The organism is Variovorax atrisoli 110B (assembly GCF_000382045.1).
GTDB lineage: Bacteria > Pseudomonadota > Gammaproteobacteria > Burkholderiales > Burkholderiaceae_C > Variovorax > Variovorax atrisoli.
The window spans coordinates 180,315-199,224 of sequence record NZ_KB907462.1 but is presented as its reverse complement, the minus strand read 5'-3'; the positions used below and the strand labels follow the sequence as shown (position 1 = coordinate 199,224).

General features: G+C 66.0%; 17 protein-coding genes. 11 read left to right on the top strand and 6 right to left on the bottom strand.

The window, feature by feature from the left end; translation table 11 throughout:
• On the bottom strand, window positions 1-254 hold a 254-nt coding region (locus G369_RS0128620; RefSeq protein WP_026346722.1), incomplete at its 3' end, for a porin.
• Here G369_RS0128620 and G369_RS0128615 point away from each other — a divergent pair.
• Genes G369_RS0128615 through G369_RS0128605 form a run of 3 tightly spaced genes read left to right on the top strand, consistent with a single transcriptional unit; the run spans window position 238 to window position 3,121 of the window.
• Window positions 238-1,587 (top strand): hypothetical protein, encoded by a 1,350-nt coding sequence (locus G369_RS0128615; protein WP_157773810.1) that lies wholly within the window; start codon window positions 238-240, stop codon window positions 1,585-1,587. The two genes, G369_RS0128620 and G369_RS0128615, sit on opposite strands and share 17 nt — an antisense overlap.
• An 18-nt stretch (window positions 1,588-1,605) precedes the next feature.
• Complete coding sequence (locus tag G369_RS0128610) at window positions 1,606-2,382, top strand: nuclease-related domain-containing protein (RefSeq protein ID WP_019657499.1); 777 nt, start codon at window positions 1,606-1,608, stop codon at window positions 2,380-2,382.
• 4 nt (window positions 2,383-2,386) lie between these two features.
• Complete coding sequence (locus G369_RS0128605) at window positions 2,387-3,121, top strand: response regulator (RefSeq protein ID WP_019657498.1); 735 nt, start codon at window positions 2,387-2,389, stop codon at window positions 3,119-3,121.
• Window positions 3,122-3,236: 115 nt separating this feature from the next.
• Here the strand turns inward: G369_RS0128605 and G369_RS0128600 are convergent, their stop codons facing one another.
• Window positions 3,237-3,809: a TetR/AcrR family transcriptional regulator gene (locus tag G369_RS0128600; RefSeq protein WP_019657497.1), complete on the bottom strand. Its 573-nt coding sequence runs from the start codon at window positions 3,807-3,809 to the stop codon at window positions 3,237-3,239.
• A gap of 387 nt (window positions 3,810-4,196) precedes the next feature.
• Between G369_RS0128600 and G369_RS0128595 the strand changes: the two genes are divergently transcribed.
• The 7 genes from G369_RS0128595 (at window position 4,197) to G369_RS0128565 (ending at window position 9,868) form a co-directional block, all read left to right on the top strand.
• Entirely contained in the window at window positions 4,197-4,670 is a 474-nt protein-coding gene (locus G369_RS0128595; protein WP_019657496.1) for a nuclear transport factor 2 family protein, read from the top strand.
• A 23-nt stretch (window positions 4,671-4,693) separates the two neighbouring features.
• Window positions 4,694-6,103: an MFS transporter gene (locus G369_RS0128590; RefSeq protein ID WP_019657495.1), complete on the top strand. Its 1,410-nt coding sequence runs from the start codon at window positions 4,694-4,696 to the stop codon at window positions 6,101-6,103.
• A 195-nt stretch (window positions 6,104-6,298) separates the two neighbouring features.
• Window positions 6,299-6,898, top strand: a complete 600-nt coding sequence (locus G369_RS0128585) for a TetR/AcrR family transcriptional regulator (RefSeq protein ID WP_019657494.1) — start codon at window positions 6,299-6,301, stop codon at window positions 6,896-6,898.
• A gap of 157 nt (window positions 6,899-7,055) precedes the next feature.
• Window positions 7,056-7,685, top strand: a complete 630-nt coding sequence (locus G369_RS0128580; RefSeq protein ID WP_019657493.1) for a hypothetical protein — start codon at window positions 7,056-7,058, stop codon at window positions 7,683-7,685.
• Window positions 7,686-7,733: 48 nt separating this feature from the next.
• Window positions 7,734-8,597, top strand: a complete 864-nt coding sequence (locus G369_RS0128575; protein WP_038116036.1) for a cytochrome b/b6 domain-containing protein — start codon at window positions 7,734-7,736, stop codon at window positions 8,595-8,597.
• Window positions 8,594-9,370, top strand: a complete 777-nt coding sequence (locus G369_RS0128570) for a molybdopterin-binding protein (protein ID WP_019657491.1) — start codon at window positions 8,594-8,596, stop codon at window positions 9,368-9,370. Before G369_RS0128575 ends, G369_RS0128570 begins: the two co-directional genes overlap by 4 nt.
• Window positions 9,371-9,454: 84 nt before the next feature.
• Entirely contained in the window at window positions 9,455-9,868 is a 414-nt protein-coding gene (locus G369_RS0128565) for an ester cyclase (RefSeq protein WP_019657490.1), read from the top strand.
• Window positions 9,869-9,887: 19 nt separating this feature from the next.
• Here the strand turns inward: G369_RS0128565 and G369_RS0128560 are convergent, their stop codons facing one another.
• Window positions 9,888-10,730: an oxidoreductase gene (locus tag G369_RS0128560; RefSeq protein WP_020723334.1), complete on the bottom strand. Its 843-nt coding sequence runs from the start codon at window positions 10,728-10,730 to the stop codon at window positions 9,888-9,890.
• Window positions 10,731-10,866: 136 nt separating this feature from the next.
• On the opposite strand from G369_RS0128560, the gene G369_RS0128555 reads away from it, so the two are divergent.
• A complete protein-coding gene (locus G369_RS0128555) occupies window positions 10,867-11,856 on the top strand; it encodes an AraC family transcriptional regulator (protein ID WP_019657488.1) in 990 nt (329 codons plus the stop codon).
• An 84-nt stretch (window positions 11,857-11,940) separates the two neighbouring features.
• On the opposite strand, the gene G369_RS36530 is transcribed toward G369_RS0128555, so the two are convergent.
• The 3 genes from G369_RS36530 to G369_RS0128540 form a co-directional block, all read right to left on the bottom strand.
• Window positions 11,941-15,459, bottom strand: a complete 3,519-nt coding sequence (locus G369_RS36530) for an indolepyruvate ferredoxin oxidoreductase family protein (RefSeq protein ID WP_157773809.1) — start codon at window positions 15,457-15,459, stop codon at window positions 11,941-11,943.
• A 6-nt stretch (window positions 15,460-15,465) separates the two neighbouring features.
• Window positions 15,466-17,196 (bottom strand): IlvD/Edd family dehydratase, encoded by a 1,731-nt coding sequence (locus G369_RS0128545; RefSeq protein ID WP_026346717.1) that lies wholly within the window; start codon window positions 17,194-17,196, stop codon window positions 15,466-15,468.
• A 276-nt stretch (window positions 17,197-17,472) separates the two neighbouring features.
• Window positions 17,473-18,795: an MFS transporter gene (locus G369_RS0128540; protein ID WP_157773808.1), complete on the bottom strand. Its 1,323-nt coding sequence runs from the start codon at window positions 18,793-18,795 to the stop codon at window positions 17,473-17,475.
• Window positions 18,796-18,910: the final 115 nt, after the last annotated feature.

Here is an 18,910-nt window from a genome sequence, read left to right as displayed (position 1 = left end):
TCGAGCCAGAAGCTGGCGGCCAGGCCGCCGCCGAGGTCTTCGGTGCCGCGAAAGCCGATGCGGCTGGAGTTGTAGGCGGAGTTGCCCAGGCTGGTCTTGCTTTGCTTGACGGACGCGCCGGTGATGGGGTCGCGCGCGGTGCTCGACTGGTAGGTCAGGCCGGCGTCCACGACGCCGAACAGCGTGACCGACGATTGGGCAGAGGCCAGGCCGCAGACGGCCAGGGCAGCGAGTGCCGTGAGGGATTTCTTCATTCAGGGTTCTCCAGTTTCAGGTCTGATGCGGCCGCTCGGTATCGACCGGCTGTACGCATCGTTTCGTCCAATTCGGGAGGAATTTGGTGGTTTGGTTTTCCAGCGCGTCGAGTGTTGTGCGCGCACGTCATGGCTGTGCGCTGGCGGCTTTACACGGTCATTCAAATTTCTCCCAGATCGCCTGAAAAGATGCGTGCATGACGAAGCTGGAGCCCCGAAGGTGATGCGTTCACGAATCCTGCAGCCGGCCGTGTGCGGCGCACTCGCCATCGCGTGTGCCAGCACGAGCATCGCGATGGTCGATCGCACCTCGCGACAGCTGGCCGCAGGAATGCTCATCGAGCACACGGCGCAAGAAGTGCCATCCGCATGCACACGAGCGCAGGCCGATTCGCGCTCGTGGTGGTCCGCCTTCGAAGACCCCGTACTCGACAGGTTGATGGCCGCATCGCTCGGCAGCAATGCGCAGGCGGGCATCGCCGCGACCTACATCGCGCTCAAGGTGAATGCGCGGGAGTCGAGCTACCTGGAGAACGCGCATGCGGCCGTCTCCCGGCAGATGGCACTCATGAAGGACGCGAAGCTGCCGTATGACGACTTCGCGAAGCAGCTGGCGCAGCGCCAGTCCGACACCCAGGCGACCATCCAGAAGCTGCAGGCGCAACGCGCGAGCTACATCGCCTATCTGGCGAGGCAGTACAGCACGAGCGAAGAAGCGCTCGGCGAGATGCTCGCCGATGCATTGCAGGACAGATCGCTGCCCCGCTTCGCGGCCAAGGTGCCGCGCGAGCTGCCGATGACGGTGCTTGCCAACAGGAGCGACATCCGGCTGGCCGCCGCGCTGTACGGCGCAGATCCGATGGCGATGCCTTCGGGCACCATCGGCGAGGCTGCCACCGACGAGGCGCAGGACGTCGACGTGCGCGCCGAGCCCCGCTATGCAAGCGCGATCGGGCAGGCCCGTGAGCAGATCGCCGAAGCATTGCGCCGCCTGCAGATCCGAAGCGACATTGCCGACACCGCCTCCGCGCACGCCGAGATGGCGCGCGCGAGTTTCGAAGCGTCGAAGCTGCGGCGCGACCGCGGCGAGATTTCCGAGGTGCAGCTGATGGAGGATTTCCAGGGCCTCCTGCTGGACCTCCACGCACTGGCCGTTGCCAGGGGGGAACTCGCGGTTGCGTGGATCGTCCTCATGGGAAACATGGGCGGCGGCGCCTCGATGGACGCCATCGCCGCCCCGCGCTCCGCGCAGGCGGAGCAGACCCCATGGACAGGGCGAATCCGGCCATCGCCTTTTCTGCACGAAGTCTCCCGGAAGTTGCGCAATCCTTGAGTCTCGAAGGAGCATCGAATGACCACAGCCCTGCACAAGGTTCCTGCCCGTCCTGTGCTGACACTGGCCAGCCACGGACACAAGAAGACGGATGTGGGGGCGCTCGCGCGCGGCATCTGCGCGCCCGGCGGCGAACACGAGACCAACGCCGCGACCGCGCTGGCCATGCAACAGCTCGCCGCTGCCTTCCGGCCCGCCTTCAGCCGCATGCACATGCTGCGCGACCTCGTGATTCCCATGTACGAAGGCAGTGCCGTTCCCACCGCTCGTTTCGACGTGGCGCTGGTGTGCGAGGCAGGCGTGTACCTGTTCGAAGTGAAGGGCTGGCGCAACGCGGTGGTCTATCGCAAGACCTCCACGCACACGGTGCCGCGCTGGTTCCTGCGCCAGCACGGGCATTCCCTGGCACGCGAGGTGAAAGATCCGGCGTGGCAGTGCGGCCGCAAGACCACGCATCTGCGCAGCCTCATGCCCGCAGACTTGCGCGTGCAGTACTTCGTCCTGCTTCCCTTCGAAGGCGTGGAGCTCGAAGGCGTGATGCCCACCGTCGTCATCACGCCCCAGGATCTGCCCTACATCGCGCGCGTGGCACGCAACAACGGCCGCAGCGAGCAGGGCTATCCCATGCTCGACAACGCTGCCATCGATCGCACGCTGCAGCTGCTGACCGATCTGCAGGGCGAGCTCACGGTGGACGACCACATGCGCAACTGCCGCGACCGCAGCACCCACGCCGCGAAAATCGCACGAGCCCCGATAGGAGCCGCGCACCCCGGCCCGCTGAAACTCCAATGACGCGATGAGCCGCATCCTGCTGGTGGAGGAAGGGCACGACGCCGCCTCTGTGCTGCTGGACGAATTGCACCGCGCCGGGCACGAGACAGAACACATCGAGGATGGTGCGGTCGCACTGCACCGCATCCTGACCTCGCCGCCTGCGCTGACCCTGCTGGACGTGGCGCTGCGGCGCGTCGACGGCCTGCAGATCCTGGAGAAGATTCGCGCGCGCAGCGACCATCCGATCATCGTGCTGACCGCGCTCGCGCAGGAGTCGGACCGCTTGCGTGGCTTCGAGCTCGGCGCCGATGACTACGTGTGCAAGCCCTTCTTCCCCAGGGAAGTGGCGGTGCGCATCGACACCGTGCTGCGCCGCTGCGCGCAGCGCCAGCGAGCACAGCAGGCATACGTGCCGATCACGTTCGGCACAGTCCGCGGCTGTGCGATCCTGGACGGTCACCACCTGCTGCTGACGCGCCGCGAGTCGCTCCTCCTGCGAGCGCTGTCCAGTGAGCCCGGCAAGGTGATGACGCGCTCCAAGCTGCTGGAGGCTGCATTTCCGGAAGCGCTGGAAGTCAACGAGCGCGTGGTCGACACGCACATCAAGAACCTCAGAAAGAAGCTGGCGGCCGTCTCGACGGCGCATGACTGGATCCGCTCGGTCTATGGGGTGGGCTTTGCTTGGGAATCGCAGATGGCACAGGGCGTCTGCGCTTACCACGGCACCGAGCGGCCGATGCCCTTCAACGAAGCATAGGCCCTGGCAGCAGCTGCTGAAGTCGAGTCATGCCGGCTGCATCGGAGGGGTCAGGCTCAAGCCTGCGCCGCCACCCTCGTCCCGCGATCGATGCCGGCAGTGCGATGAGAAGAAATCAATGGCGTGGATCCGATCGATCCGACGCTGCATCCCAGATCCCCATGGCGTCGATCACGGCGTTCTCGATGACCGAGTACCGGACGCGATCGCGGGCAAGGACCGAGATGCCCAGAAAGAAGCTGTCGAAAGCCGCGGCCAGCGCAGGCGCGTTCGTGGACTGGCGCAGTTCGCCGCTCTCGATGCCTCGTTCCACGCACGAACGGAATCCGGCGCGGGTGCGGCTGCGGATGTTCCGGAGCAGTTCGGTGATCGCCTCGCTGCCGGAGGAGCATGCGCCCATGATGCCCAGCGCGACCATGCAGCCTTTGGGATGCCCTGCCTCGCATTGCATCTTGGCCGATCGGTGCAACGCAAGGTACACCGCCTCTCGCGGCGAGATCGAAGGATCGTGGAGGCTGCGGGTCACATTGCCATAGAGGCTCATGTAGCGCTCGAGCGTTTCCTTGTACAACGCCTCCTTCGACTCGAAGGCCGCATAGAAGCTCGGCGCGGCGATTCCCCCGCCGATGGCCGCTTTCAGCTGCGACAACGAAGTCGATTCGAAGCCATGCTCCCAGAACAGGTGCATGGCCGAAGTCAGTGCCGCATCGCGGTCAAAAGTGCGTGGTCGGCCCCTTTGAGCCATGAAGATCTCCGCCAGTCGAAAATTTACATACTAATCGATACATAAATTCCGAACAAGCCAGAGCCTTCCGCCTTCGCCGACGCTCAATGCGGTTGACACGCGTCTCCCGCATCCGTATATTTGTACCGATCGATACTTAATTTATGCGATGCGTAGACCACGGTACCTGGCCGGTCGAAGACGGGCCTCGGGACCTTCGCACCGACGTTGAGAAGGCCCAGATCCTCCCCGCAGCACGAGCTGCTCTTTTTTTCCCTATTTCTGTACTGATCGGTATATTTCTTGGCGCGATCACGGACGGTTCGTGCCAACCACCCACGGAGAACCTGTATGTCGAAAGAACTTGAAGCACGCCTGGATGCCATCGAAAGCCGACTTGCCATCGATGCACTGATCGCCAACTACGCGGAGGCTTTCGACACCATGAACGAGGAGCTGCTCGCGACCTTGTGGCACCCCGACTCGCGGCTGCTGCTCGGTGCGAACGGAGACGCGGAGGGGCTCGATGCCATCCTGGCGCAGGCGCGCGTCAACATGAGGCGCATGCCGCACATGCACCACTGGATGGCGAATGCGCTGATCACGGTGGACGGCGACCACGGCCACGGCGTGGTCGCGGCGAATTGCCTCTTCTACGACATCGAGAAAGGCCCGCTGCAGGTCAGCGGCCAGTACAGGGACATCTATGAACGAAGAAGCGGGCGGTGGGCGTTCCGGGAGCGCGTGTTCGAGACGCACTTCGCCACGCCGTTGCAGAACTGGGTTCCTGTTGCGGGAACCGAACGCTTCGGCCGTCCCGCCTGATGGGCGCTCCAGCAGCTCGAACCATGCAGACGAACAACTCCGACACGCGCCGCTGGCTGGCGTTCGCAGTGCTGCTGGCGGGGGCGTTCCTGCCCCCGCTGGACTTCTTCATCGTCAACGTCGCCCTGCCGTCCATCCGCAGCGACCTCGGCACAAGCGCAGCGGAACTGCAGCTGGTGATTTCCGGTTATGCCGCAGCCTACGCGGTGTTCCTCATCACCGGGGGACGGCTCGGCGACCTCTTCGGCCGGCGACGGGTGTTCCTCGCGGGGATCAGCGGCTTCGGCCTGACGTCCCTGCTGTGCGGCCTCGCGACCTCGCCTTCGATGCTGATCGTCGGGCGCGTGCTTCAGGGCTTGAGCGCCGCGGCCATGGCGCCCCAGGGGCTGGCGTCCATCCATGCCCTGTTCCCGGTTCAGGAGCGCTCGCGCGCACTGGGACTCTACGGCGCCGCTGTCGGGTTCGCAGCAGTGGTCGCGCAGGCACTGGGCGGCGCGTTGATCTCCGCGGACATCCTGAACCTTCAATGGCGCATCATCTTCCTGATCAACCTGCCGGTGGTGGCCGCCGTCTTGATCGGAGGATTGCCACTGCTGCCCGATGCCCGCGGCGACAGCCCGGCGCCGATCGACTGGGGCGGCGTGCTGCTTTGCGCCCTCACGCTGGGTCTGCTGATCGTGCCTCTGGTGGAGGGACGCGAGCGCGGGTGGCCATGGTGGGCATGCGCGATGCTCATCGCGATGCCTTTGGCCGGCCTCTGCTTCTGGCGCTACGAGAGGGCATTCGCCCGAAGAGGCGGCGTGCCCCTCGTCAGCGTGGACCTGGTCCGCATGCCCGGCCTGATGAGCGGTCTCGCGGGCGTGCTGTTCTTCTACGTCGTCTCCGCGTTCTTCCTGGTGTTCTCGGTCTACCTTCAATCGGCGCTCGGCCTGGGTCCCCTGGAGACCGGATTGGTGTTCCTGCCCTTCGGCGTCGGCTTCTTCATCGGGCCCTTGACGACACCACTGGCTGTGCGCATCTTCGGCAGCTGGGTTCCTGCGATCGGCATGCTGTTCGAGGTGGCGGGTTGCCTGTACCTCGCCGCGCTGGTGGCCCAGGCGCCCGCGCAAATGCCTGCTCAACTGCCGTTGATGGTCGCAGTCGGTCTCCTCGGCTTCGGACAGGGCTGGGCGCTGCCGACCCTCGTGCGCTCGGTCATCGATCGCGCGCCGGCGACCGGTTCGGGGATGATTGCCGGCCTCACGAATTCGGCCTTGCAGATCAGTGCAGCCCTGGGCGTCGCTGTCATCGGCGGCATCTTCTTCAGCATCGCGGGCGATTCACCCGACCCGATGTCCATGGCGAAGGGATTGATCGCGGCCATGCTGTGCACCGGAGCCAGCCTGTCCCTCGCTGCCGTGCTCTCCGTCGTCGCTTCGAGGTCGGGTATCTAGGCCGCTCCAAGGCCCGTGCCGCGCTGACGTTCGGCCGCTGTCGGCTCGACAAAGGAATCCCATGCGCTCTTCTCGCGGCGGCTGCGCCACTGCTTTTCGCTGCATGCAGCCGCATCGGTCCACGGCGCGTCCTTGCACACGCCATGGGCTTCGGGGCCCTTGACTTGTCGACCAACTAGTAGATAGACTGAGGCTATGAACCTTCCAGACCTTTCTCCCAAGGCAGCCGAGATCGCCAACTGCGCTCAGGGGCTCCTCGCGACCAAGGGGTACAACGGCTTCAGCTACGCCGACATCTCGGAAGCCGTGCACATCAGCAAGGCAAGCATCCACCATCACTTCCCGAGCAAGGCCGAACTCGTGCAAACCGTCCTGCGAAGATACCGTGAACAAGGTCGCGAAGGCCTGGCCGCGCTGGCGAAGCAGGTCGCCGATCCGCTGGCCCGCATCCGTGCATACACCGGCTACTGGGAGACGTGCATCCGCGACGAGACGGCGCCGTTCTGCATCTGCGCGATGCTGGGGTCGGAATTGCCCGCGATCCCCAAGGAAGTCGCCGATGAGGTCCGAGGGCACTTCAGCGATCTCGCCACGTGGTTGGCGGGTGTCTTGAAGGACGGTGCCGCACAGGGGACCTTCAAGCTGCGAAGCGATGCGCAGTCCGAGGCCATGGCCCTCATGGCCACCGTCCACGGTGGAATGCTGGCAGCCCGCGTCTACGGCGACCCGGCCGCGTTCGCGAACGTGGTGCAGCAGGGCGTCGAACAGCTGCTGGCGTCCAAAGCCCGACGCTGACCGCCAGGCCCCGAGCCTTGGCACGGTCATTTTTCAACCCTTTTGTCTATCAACTAGTAGATAGATAAGAGGCTCATCGGAAGCCTCTGCGGCGCGGCTTTCGATGCCATCCACCACGCGCCCTTCATCCGCGACGCACGTCGCACAGGAAATCACCATGCAATTCCCCAAAGCTTCCAAGCTCCTTGCCGCAGGCACAACCAGCGTGCTGCTTGCGATCGGCACGCTCACGGCGGCCGTCGCCGCAGGCCCTGCCGACCAGGTGCGCATCCGCGGCACCGTCGTCTCGCTCAGCGGCGACCGTCTGCAGGTCAACTCACGCGAAGGAAAGCCGGTCACCGTGACGCTCAAGGCCGGCTGGAAGGCATCGGCGGTCGCGAAGGCCAACATGAGCGACATCAAGCCGGGAGATTTCGTCGGCATCGCATCGCTCCCCCGCTCCGAAGGCGGCGACGGCGCCCTGGAAGTTCTCATCCTGCCGCCCCAACTCAAGGGCATGGGCGAAGGCAGCTATGGGTGGGACCTGAAACCCAACAGCACCATGACCAACGCCACCGTCGCCGACGCAGTCAAGTCGGTCAACGGCAGCACCGTCACGGTGAACTACCACGGCAAGGAAAAGAAGATCTCGATCCCCGAGGGCACCCCGATCGTCACGCTGGTGCCGGCAACGCCAGAGGACGTCAAGCCAGGCGCCGTCGTGTTCATTCCCGCGGAAAAAAGCGGTGACGGCCTGTCAGCGGGCCAGCTGATCGTCGGCAAGGACGGTGTCGTTCCTCCCATGTAAGGAGTCCCGCGCCGGCCGGCGTCCGCGCCTGGCCGGCCGGGATGTTTCATGAGCACATCCTCACCCTCCATCCCCGACACGACGCCGTCCGCTGCGCGTCGAAGCTTCATAGGGCGGCATTCGCTCACCGTGCGGGCGACGCACTGGCTCAACGTGCTGTGCCTTTCGTTCCTGCTGCTGAGCGGGCTGCAGATCTTCAATGCCCATCCGCGGCTGTATTGGGGGCAGTACGGCGCCGACCCGGATGCAGCCTTGCTGTCCATCGGCACGAGGCAGATCGGCAGCGCGTCCCAAGGCTTCCTCCAGATCGGCCCGCTCCATGTCGTGACCACCGGTTTTCTCGGCGTCTCCGACGAAGGCGGCAGCGCGACCCCGAGAGCCTTCCCCACCTGGCTGACCATTCCTTCGTACCACGACCTGGGAGCCGGTAGACGCTGGCACTTCTTCTTTGCATGGCTGCTCGTCCTCAATGGCCTGCTGTACCTGGCCCATGGATTCTGGCGAGGCCATTTCCGCCGAGACCTCTTGCCGAACGGAAGCCAGCTTGCACCTCGGCACTTGTGGCACGAGATCCTCGATCACGCCCGCTTGCGCTTCGCGCGCGGCGAAAAGGCACGCCAGTACAACGCCCTGCAGAAGCTCAGCTACCTCGTCGTGGTGTTCGGCCTGCTTCCGCTGATGGTGCTGACCGGCCTGACGATGTCACCCGGCCTCGACGCTGCCTTCCACTTCCTGCCCGATCTTTTCGGTGGGCGCGCGTCGGCTCGCACGATCCACTTCGTCACCGCATTCCTGCTGGTGTCGTTCGTCGTCGTTCACGTCGTGATGGTCATCGCGTCGGGCCTGTGGAACAACCTGCGCTCGATGCTCAACGGCAAATACGCCATCACTGATGAAGGAGTCAGACCATGACGCGGCAGTCTTCGCGCCGAAACTTCCTTGCGCGCCTTGCCGCGGGGGTAGGCGCCCTCGCACTGACCGGCTGCGACCGCCTGGTTCAAGACGACAGCCTGGATGCGTTGCTGCGCCAGACCGAGAAGCTGACGCTGGCAGGCCAGAGGGCCCTGCTCTCCAGGCACGCGCTGGCACGGGAATACACCGAAGCGGACCTCTCGCCGGTCTTTCGCGCCAACGGCACGCAGATGCCGGAGTCGAACGAGTACGCCCGGCTTCTGGAAGGAAGCTTCACGGACTGGCGGCTGCAGGTGGACGGCTTGGTCGAGCGCCCCCAGAGCCTGTCGCTCGCCGAACTCAAACGGTTTCCTTCCCGCACCCAGATCACGCGCCACGATTGCGTCGAGGGATGGAGCGCCATCGGCAAGTGGCAGGGCGTACCGCTCGCCCATGTTCTCGACGCCGCAGGATTGAAGCCCGGCGCCCGCTATGTCGTGCTCCACTGCGCAGACGAGCTTGAAAAGACGCTCGACGGCAACGGGCGCTACTACGAGAGCATCGACCTGATCGATGCCTACCACCCTCAGACGATCCTGGCCTACGGCATGAATGGAAAGGATCTTCCCGTCCAGCATGGCGCACCGCTGAGACTGCGGGTCGAACGGCAGCTCGGCTACAAGCAGGCGAAGTACCTGATGCGCATCGAGGTCGTCGATGGCTTCTCGACGCTGTTCGGCGGCAAGGGCGGCTTCTGGGAAGACCGCGGCTATGAGTGGTATGCCGGGATCTGATCCACCCGACCCCGCGACCCCGCACGTACGCGTCATGCCCTTGCATGAGGTACCGTTCCCGTTCCCACAGAATCAGGAGGCAAGATGAATGCCGATGCGCTCGCCGGTCTCTACAGGGACTACATCGCGTGCCTGAACAGGCGCGACCTCGACGACCTCGGGGCCTACGTTCACGACGAAGTCCGGCACAACGGGCGGCAGCTGGGGGTCGGGGGCTATCGGCTGATGCTGCAGAAGGACTTCACCGACATTCCCGACCTCCGCTTCGACATCGAACTGCTGGTCTGCCAGCCGCCGTTCGTGGCGAGCCGGCTTCGATTCGACTGCACGCCAAAGGCGAATTTCCTTGGTCTTGCCGTGAACGGGGCGAAGATCTCGTTCTCGGAAAACGTCTTCTACGAATTCCACGACGCGAGGATCATCGCCGTGTGGTCCGTCATCGACAAGACGGCCATCGAGGCTCAGCTGCGGCAGGATGGAGCGGCCGGCGATCCCTAGCGAAGAAGCACTTCGAGCCTCACGCGTGATCGGTGGACCGCGTCACCGTCTCCCATGCATCGATCTCGCTGGACAGCGCGGCAAGCTTGGCCCGCACGAGCCCCAGCGCATCGGTCCCCAGGAGCAGGTGCGCAGGCGGGTTAGGGGCGTCGACGACCGCCAGGAGCGCCCGCGCCGCCTTGGCCGGATCACCGATCTGCGAACCGCTCTTGGCCTGTCTGGCCTGCCGGATCGGATCGAAGAGCGCGTCGTAGTCCTCGACGGTGCGCGCCGACCGCACCATCGAGCGGCCGGCCCAGTCCGTGCGGAACGACCCGGGCGCGATCGCCGTGACCTTGATCCCGAAGCCCGCGACTTCCTTGCCGAGCACCTCGGAGATGCCTTCCAGCGCGAACTTGCTGCCGCAGTAGTACGCGATCCCCGGCATCGTGATGAAGCCGCCCATGGAGGTGATGTTGATGATGTGCCCGCTGCGACGCGTGCGCATCGATGGCAGGACGGCCTTGATCATCGCCACCGCACCGAAGACGTTGACGTCGAACTGCCGCCTCATTTCTTCCAGGCTGGACTCCTCGAGCGTCCCTTCGTGCCCATAGCCGGCGTTGTTCACCAGCACATCGACCTGCCCGTGCCTGGCAAGCAGCTGGGGGATGAGTCCTTCGATCGCCTCGAAGTCGGTGACGTCGAGCACGACGGCATGCGCACGTCCGGGAGCGCTTCGCTCGAATGCCGCCACGCTGTCCTCGTTCCTCACGGTCCCGAGGACCGTGTGCCCCTCGGCTAGGGCGGCTGCGGCGAATGCCTTTCCGAATCCCGAAGTGACTCCCGTGACGAGGAAGGTTTTGCGTGCGGTGTGGCTCATGTTCGGCTCCTTGGAAGTGATCGATCGATCCTAGGAGCCGGAGAGCAGACCCGAAATGCCAGGTCGCACGCTTGGCTTGCCTAAAACCACAAACCCATGGACTGGCAGGCTGCACCATGGCAGATTGGCGACCAAAATGAACGACGCCCGAACGCCAGGCAAGACGCCGAACAAGGCCCCGAACGAGTCGCCGCAGATCCCGGACATGCAGCGTCGGATGGTCGAGCTGGCAGAGCCGCTCTCGCCGTCGGAGGGCTACAACCTCACCGTACTACCCGATGTCCGGATTCTCAGGTCCGACCGGCCGCTGGCCCGCGCGCCGGTGCTCTACGAGCCCGGCATCGTCATCGTTCTCCAGGGCCGCAAGCGCGGGTTCCTCGGCGACGAGGTCTATCTCTACGACGCGCAGCACTACCTCGCCGTTTCCGTGCCTGTTCCCTTCTCGATGGACACGGACGCGTCGGCGCAAGAGCCGCTGTTGGCGATCTACTTTCGCCTCGACTTCAAGGTCGCGGCCGACCTCATGATGCAGCTCGACGAGCACGGTTCCGCCAAGGAAGCGGCTCCCAGGAGCCTGACGTCGACGCCGATGGACGAACGCCTGGCTCGCGCCGTCCTCAGGTTCCTCGAGGTGATGAACTCGCCCCTCGAAGCTCCGATCCTGGGGCCGGGCCTGGTTCGCGAGATCTACTTCCGCGTTCTCACCGGCGAGCAGGGAAGCGTCATCCGGGCTTCGCTCACCCGCCAGGGACATTTCGGCAAGATCGCCAAGGCGATCCGGACCATTCATGCGGACTTCCACAAGAAGCTCGACATCGACCGGCTCGCCGATGAGGCAGGCATGAGCCCCACCTCGTTCCACGCCCATTTCAAGGCCATCACCTCGACGTCGCCGATCCAGTACTTGAAGACGACCCGCCTGCATCAGGCCAGGCTGATCATGGCCAGGAACCAGATCACCGCCGCGCAGGCGAGTGCCCAGGTGGGCTACGAAAGCCCTTCGCAATTCAGCCGGGAGTTCAAGCGCATGTTCGGCCGCGGCCCAGCCGAGGAGGCCTTCCGCATGCGCCAGGCTTTCGCGGCGCCGGACCCCTCGCCGCACGCGGTGTATGTGGCTGCGCACTGAGGGGGCCCGCGCACTTCTTCCTTGCCATGCCAAGGGACTCGCTTGCGTGCTGAGCGAGACCTCGGCGCCCATCGGAGCTGGTCGTCATGCGGCGCGCGCCGGCTGCTCGCCGGCCCGCTCGAGCTCCTGCATCAGCGTCTGCCGCGCTACGGCCGCCTTCTGTGCCTGCGCTTCTCGCACATGCCCGTAACCACGGATGGTCTGGGGCAGCGAGGCCAGCCTGGTCACGATGGGCAAGGTCTCGGCACGCAGGCCTGACAGTGCAGCCCGCATGTCGCCTTCGTACTGCGCCAGCAGCTGGCGGTCCAGTGCGCGCTCCGCCGTGTTGCGGAACGGATCGAGCCAGCTCCCCCTCAGGCCGCGCATCCGCGCCATGCACTTCATCGCCAGAAGCACCCAGGGGCCCGCTTCGCCCTTCACGGGTTTGCCGCTATGGGGATCCTTGCGCGCGAACGGCCACACCCCGCTGTGAAAGCGCAGCCGTATCGGGCCCTCGAACTCCCGCTCCAGCGCCGCCCGAAAGTCGGGGTGTGTGAAGAGACGCGCGACTTCCCACTCGTCCTTGGTCGCCAGCAGCCGGTGATAGTTGTGCGCGACGGCCCTGGCCAGGGCGTCGCCCCCATGCAGATCGGCTTCCAGCCGGCGCGCTTGCTCCACCAGCGTGCGGTACCTCTGCACGTGGAGCTCCCCGCTGTGGGCGCGCAGGTGCTCGATGCGATGCGCGACCGTCTGGTCCAGGCCCCGGTTCTGCCGCGGCACGAAGGTGATGATCTGCGCCGGTTGCCGGGCCTTCAGGTGCTGCTCGACTGCCGGCCGGTCGTGGGCGACACGCCGTCCCCAGAGGAACGCATCCTTGTTCATCTCCACGGCCACGCCGTTGAGCTCGATGGCTCGCTCGATGGCCGTCCTTCCCAGGGGAATGAACCCGCGCTGCCATGCCAGGCCCAGCATGAACATGTTGATGCCGATCGGGTCGCCGACCAGCGCGGGGGCCAGGCGCTCACCATCTACCAACACGAGGTCGGCCTTTCCTGCCGCAGCCTCGATGCGTTCGATGAGCATCTGCGGATCGAGCTGCCAGTCCGGATCGCGCGCGAACTCGTTGGTCGGCACGAGGCCCGTGCTCACCGCTGCACGTCCGCGACCGGCCGGCAGCCGCGAAAGCGATTCGTCCGATGCCGCAACGACCAGATCGCAGCCGATCAGCGCATCGGCCTCGGCTTCGGCAATGCGCGTGGCGTGCAGCATCCGTGCCTCGGGTGCGAATCGCACATGCGAGGTCACGGCGCCGTATTTCTGCGAGAACCCCGTGACATCGAGGTTGGAGCTGTACCGGCCCTCCAGATGCGCGGCAACGGCCAGGGTCTGGCCGATGGTCACGACGCCCGTGCCGCCGATGCCGCAGATCAGCACGCTGTAGGCGCTTTGCAGCGGCGAGAAGACGGGCTCGGGCAGGGGCTGCGTGTAGGGATGCGTCGATGCGGCCCCTGCCGCGCTCGCCGCGGCACGGCGTGGCTTTGCCCCCTCCACGCTCACGAAGCTCGGGCAGAAGCCCTCCACGCAGGAGTAATCCTTGTTGCAGCTTCCCTGGTTGATGCGGCGCTTGCGGCCGAGCTCGGTCTCCAGCGGTTCGATCGACATGCAGTTCGATGCCGTGCCGCAGTCGCCGCAGCCTTCGCAGACCGCCGCGTTGATGAATAGGCGCCGGTCGGGGTCGGGCAGCTTGCCGCGCTTGCGCAACCGGCGCCGTTCCGCCGCACAGGCCTGGTCGTAGAGGATCACCGAGACTCCGGGATACTCGCGAAAATCCCGCTGCACGACGTCCAGTGCGGTGCGGTGATGCACTGCGACGCCCTCGGGCAGGGACACCGCGGCATAGCGCTGCGGTTCGTCCGTCACGACCGCCATCTTGCCGATGCCCTCGGCCGCGAAGCCCGCGAGGATCTGCTGCGGGCTGAGGTTGCCCTCGACCTGCTGCCCGCCCGTCATCGAGACGAAGCCGTTGTACAAGACCTTGTACGTGATGGGCACCTTCGCCGCCACCGCCTGGCGGATCGCGAGATAGCCCGAGTGCGCGAGTGTGCCGTCGCCGATGTTGGCGAACACATGTCGTTCGGCGGTAAAGGGCTGCTGGCCGAGCCACATGACCCCTTCGGCGCCCATGTGCGACCATGTCGTGGTCTGCTGCGGGTTGACCAGCAGCGCCATGCTGTGGCATCCGATGCCGGCCAGCGCGCGGCTGCCTTCGGGCACCCTTGTCGACCGGTTGTGCGGGCAGCCCGAGCAGAACCCGGGCACGCGCGTCGGGCCCGGCCCCTTCAGTGGTGAACCGCCCGCCGGCGCAGGCATCGGCCCTTCATGGCCCATCACGCGGGCCAGCACCTCCGCCACCCGCACCGGCGAGATTTCGCTGGCGTTCGCAAAGGCGATATCCGCGGGCACCGCATCGAACCATCCGCCCTCAAACTGCTTGCCGACGAGGCGCGGCGCGTTCGCGCTGCCGTAGAGGATGGTTCGCAGCTGGTCTTCCAGGATCGGGCGCTTTTCTTCGACCACGACGATCGTGTGCAGCCCGCGCGCAAACTCGCGCACGATCAGCGGATCCAGCGGCCATACCAGGCCGATCTTCAAGAGCCTGAGGTCGGCGAACCGTGCGGGTCCGCCCTCCGCGGCCTCGCGTCCCAGGGCCTGCAGGACGTCCTGCCACGCCTTGCCGGCGGCGATGACCCCGACTCCGGCGCGCTCCGGTGCGGCCACGATGCGGTTGAGTCCATTGGCCCGGGCATAGGCCAGCACCGCAGCATGCTTATGGTTATAGAGCCGATCCTCCTGGGGAAGCGGCAGATCGAAAGGCCGGATCTGATAGCCCGTCCCAAACGGGTCGGTCGGTCGGCTCGGCGCCTCGGGCACGGTGATCGCGGGCCCGTCGGCCCCCACATACACGGAACCGCCGCCTTCGACGACGTCGGTCACCACCTTCATGCCCACCCAGCAGCCCGAGAACCGGCTCATGGCGATGCCGTGCAGGCCGTAGTCCAGCAACTCCTGCGTATTGGACGGGTAGAGCACCGGCATGCCGACCGCCATGAAGACCGGATCGGAGAAGTTGGCGACCGAGGAACTTTTGGCTCCGTGGTCATCCCCTGCCAGGCAGAGCACCCCGCCCTTGGGCGAGGTACCGGCCTGGTTGGCGTGGCGAAGCACATCGCCCGAACGGTCTACACCCGGACCCTTGCCGTACCAGATGCCGAAGACGCCATCGACGCGGGCACCCGGAAAAGTGCCGACGTACTGCGAGCCCCAGATCGCAGTGGCCGCCAGGTCCTCGTTGAGGCCCGGGCGGAACACGACGTTGGCGGCCTTGAGCGCCTTCTCGGCGGCCCAGAGCTCCATGTCATAGCGGCCCAGCGGAGAGCCGCGGTAGCCAGAAACATAGCCGGCCGTGTTCCATCCGGCGGCGGCGTCGCGGGCGCGCTGCTGCAGCGGCAGGCGCACCAGTGCCTGGATGCCCGTCATGTACACCCAGCCGTCGTCGATGCGGTAGCGGTCATCGAGGGTTGCGACGTCGCGAACCAGTGCGGTCTCCAAGATTTCTCTCCTCATGGAATGTCAGTGCTGGGCGGCCGGCACGTCGCTGCCGCTTCGGCCCACCAGGAACTGCAGGTCGCAGCCATCGTGGGCCTGGTTCACGGTATCGACGTACAGCTTCATGTAGCCTCGGGCGGCCGCCGCGACGGGCGGCCTCCACGCGGCCTGGCGCTGCTGCAGCTCATCTTCAGGAACGAGCAATTCGAGCCGTCGCGCCTCGACATCGAGCTCGATCAGGTCTCCGTCGCGCACCAGGGCGAGTGCGCCGCCTGCCGCCGCTTCTGGGGACACGTGCAGCACCACGGCACCGAACGAGGTGCCACTCATGCGGGCATCGGAGATGCGGACCATGTCTCTCACGCCCTGCTTCAGCAGCTTCGCGGGGATGGGCAGCATGCCCAGCTCGGGCATCCCTGGAAATCCCCGAGGGCCGCAGTTCCTGAGAACCATGACCGAATCGGCGTCGATCTTCAGCGCAGGGTCATCCACCCGCAGGTTGAGGTCGTCCTGGTTCTCGAACACCACCGCGCGCCCCCTGTGCTTCAGCAGGCGCGGCTCGGCGGCCGAAGGCTTGATGACGGCACCGTCAGGGCAGAGGTTGCCGCGCAGGACGGCAACCCCGGAGTTCGCCATGAACGGCTTGGCCACACGGTGGATCACGTCCGGGTTCCTGCACAAGGCAGTGGCGTTGTTCTCGGCCAGCGTCTTGCCGGTCACAGTCAGCGCGTCGGCATGGAGAAGGCCGGACTCGCACATGTCGCGAATGATCACGGGCAGCCCGCCGGCTTCATGGAAGTCCTGCATCATGTAGCTGCCCGAGGGCTGGAGGTTGAGCAGCGTGGGCACCTCGCGCCCGACTCGGTGCCAGTCCTCGATGTCCAGCGGCACTTCCATGCGCCGTGCCACCGCCGTCAGATGGATCACCGCATTGGTCGACCCGCCGATCGCCGCATTGACCGCGATGGCGTTCTCGAAGGCCTTGCGCGTCAGCAGCCTGTCAAGCGTGAGATCCTCGCGCACCATGCCGACGATGCGTCGGCCCGCCATGCGCGCCAACACCCGGCGCCTCGCATCCACGGCAGGGATCGACGCGTTGTCGGGCAGCCCGATGCCCAGCGCTTCGACCATGCACGCCATCGTCGATGCCGTTCCCATCACGTTGCACACGCCCACGGAGCGGGTGAGGCAGCCTTCGGCTTCCTCGAAGTCCTCGTTGCTCGCACGGCCGGCGCGCAGTTCCGCCGCCAGGTTCCATGCGTCCTTGACGCCGAAGTCCTTGCCACGAAAGCTGCCGTTGAGCATGGGACCTCCGGACACGCCGATGGTCGGCAGGTTGACGCTGGCGGCACCCATCAGCAACGCCGGCGTCGTCTTGTCGCACCCCATCAGCAGAACCACGCCGTCGAGCGGGTTGGACCGCAGCGTCTCCTCGACGTCCATGCTGCACAGGTTGCGCAGCAGCATGGCCGTCGGCCGGGTCAGCATCTCGCCGGGCGAGATGACCGGGAACTCCATCGGAACGCCGCCGGCTTCCAGGATGCCTTCGCGCACCTGCAGGGCCAGGTCGCGGAAGTGCGAATTGCAGGGCGTGAGTTCGGACCAGGTGTTGCAGATCCCGATCACGGGCCGCCCGTCGAAGTGATCGGGGGGCACGCCGCGGCTGCGAACCCAGCCTCGGTTCGCAAAGTTCCTGGCCCCGCTGCCTTCGAACCAGGCTTGCGACCGTAGTCTGCGCTTCTCTTCATCGGACATACGCTTGTCTCTTTCCATAACCGTCATGGGGAGCGGGTCGGCCTGCACAGCGACGCCGCGCAGTCCGTGCAAGCCGCAGGCGGCACATTCGCGCCGAACGAACCCGGACTGGCTGGCGAAGGGTAGGCCTGCACCTGCGACATGGCTTGCGATGACCGGCTGGCGAGGAATTCCATGCCGCCGCAGCTCGCACCGCGACGAACCGATCCACCTGCTCGCAGCCGTACACAGCGGAGCCTTCGCAGCCAATGTGCGCGGCCATCGGCATGCGACGCCCTACTCATCGCTTCGCGCCGGCAAAGCGGATGCCCTCGCACGCATCCGGCGCTCCAGCACGGCCAGCACAGGCGCCAGCAGGACCACCATCAGCAACGGCACCGCCGCGGCACACATGGCGACCGTCACGCCCATCTGCCGGGCCAGCAGTGCTGCAGCGATGAGCGGCGCAGCACTGCTGCCGAAGCGCGAGACGGCTCCCTTCCAGCCGACCGCTGCGCTGCGCAGCGCAGCCGGATAGACGACGGGCGTGATGATGTTGAGCGACTGGTAGGTGCCAACGACGAAGAAGCCGGCGCTGACGATCGCCGCCACGAAGGCCGCGGTGCCGAACGGGAAAACGCCAAGCCCGACGAGCGACAGCGCACCCAGCAGCGCATACGCGGCAGTCACGCGGTAGCGGCCGAAGCGGTCTATCACGAAGCCGGTCGACAGTCCGGCGACGATGGATGCCCCGCCGGCCATCGAGGCGTAGCCCGCATAGCTGGCGACCGAGACGCCCCCGAATTCATGGAAGAAGGCCGCGCTGATGCCGAACAGGTTCACGCAGATCTGGCCGCAGATGCAGGTGAACCAGAGCACGGCGGTGAAGAGTGCACGATGGTCACCGAAGATGTCGATGAGCGAGATGCGCGAGCCGGAGCGCCGCTCCGCTTCTTTGAACCGGCGGCCCGGCTCCACCTCGATACCCAGCTTGCGCAGCGCGCCCACGATGTCCGTCGATGGCGCGCCGATGCGAGCCAGATGGAGCGGCGACTCGGGCACCAGCAGCAGGATCGGCAGGATCATCAGCAGCGGCGCCAGCGCACCGATCAGGTACATGCCTTTCCAGCCGATGCGGTCGAGCGCCAGGGCCACGAGTCCGCTGGCGCCCACCGCGCCTATCGCCACGCCCGCATAGACGATTCCGACCAGGGTCGAACGGCGCTTGATGGACGAGATGTCGGCAGCGAGGCTTGCGGCTGCGGGCAGCAAGCCGCCGCCCAGGACGCCGGCGATGAAGCGGGTGGCTCCAAAGCCGGCAACCGAAGTGGCGAACACACTCATCAGCGTGGCGATCGAGAACAGCGCCAGCAAGGCGATCAGCATGCGCTTGCGGCCGAAGTGATCCGCCAGCGACGACAACAGCAGGCCGCCGATCGCTTGCCCCATCGGCTGCAGCGCGAAGGCGCCGGTCAGGCTGGCGGTGGGCACGCCGAGCGTCGAGGCGATCACGGGGAGGATCTGGCCGGTCACCGCGAGGTCGTAGCCGTCGATCAGCAGCACGAGGAACAGTGCCGCCACGGTGAGGACGTGGCCGCGCCGCACGGGCGAGTTGTCCAACCGATCGCCGAGGTCGATCCTGCTATCGGCCGCAGAAGGGACCGCCTCATTCGAAGCGGCGTTTGCGTCGCTGCGGGGCATGAATTTCGGCATCTTGTCGTCTCCGTTGTCGTTC

What these genes read in the sequence shown, in the direction of transcription:
- G369_RS0128570 (WP_019657491.1), top strand. Translation starts at nt 8,594, where the DNA reads ATGACGCGGCAGTCTTCGCGCCGAAACTTCCTTGCGCGCCTTGCCGCG.
- G369_RS0128605 (WP_019657498.1), top strand. Translation starts at nt 2,387, where the DNA reads ATGAGCCGCATCCTGCTGGTGGAGGAAGGGCACGACGCCGCCTCTGTG.
- G369_RS0128610 (WP_019657499.1), top strand. Translation starts at nt 1,606, where the DNA reads ATGACCACAGCCCTGCACAAGGTTCCTGCCCGTCCTGTGCTGACACTG.
- G369_RS0128580 (WP_019657493.1), top strand. Translation starts at nt 7,056, where the DNA reads ATGCAATTCCCCAAAGCTTCCAAGCTCCTTGCCGCAGGCACAACCAGC.
- G369_RS0128565 (WP_019657490.1), top strand. Translation starts at nt 9,455, where the DNA reads ATGAATGCCGATGCGCTCGCCGGTCTCTACAGGGACTACATCGCGTGC.
- G369_RS36530 (WP_157773809.1), bottom strand. Translation starts at nt 15,459, where the DNA reads ATGAGGAGAGAAATCTTGGAGACCGCACTGGTTCGCGACGTCGCAACC.
- G369_RS0128575 (WP_038116036.1), top strand. Translation starts at nt 7,734, where the DNA reads ATGAGCACATCCTCACCCTCCATCCCCGACACGACGCCGTCCGCTGCG.
- G369_RS0128560 (WP_020723334.1), bottom strand. Translation starts at nt 10,730, where the DNA reads ATGAGCCACACCGCACGCAAAACCTTCCTCGTCACGGGAGTCACTTCG.
- G369_RS0128595 (WP_019657496.1), top strand. Translation starts at nt 4,197, where the DNA reads ATGTCGAAAGAACTTGAAGCACGCCTGGATGCCATCGAAAGCCGACTT.
- G369_RS0128590 (WP_019657495.1), top strand. Translation starts at nt 4,694, where the DNA reads ATGCAGACGAACAACTCCGACACGCGCCGCTGGCTGGCGTTCGCAGTG.
- G369_RS0128545 (WP_026346717.1), bottom strand. Translation starts at nt 17,196, where the DNA reads ATGTCCGATGAAGAGAAGCGCAGACTACGGTCGCAAGCCTGGTTCGAA.
- G369_RS0128555 (WP_019657488.1), top strand. Translation starts at nt 10,867, where the DNA reads ATGAACGACGCCCGAACGCCAGGCAAGACGCCGAACAAGGCCCCGAAC.
- G369_RS0128600 (WP_019657497.1), bottom strand. Translation starts at nt 3,809, where the DNA reads ATGCACCTGTTCTGGGAGCATGGCTTCGAATCGACTTCGTTGTCGCAG.
- G369_RS0128585 (WP_019657494.1), top strand. Translation starts at nt 6,299, where the DNA reads ATGAACCTTCCAGACCTTTCTCCCAAGGCAGCCGAGATCGCCAACTGC.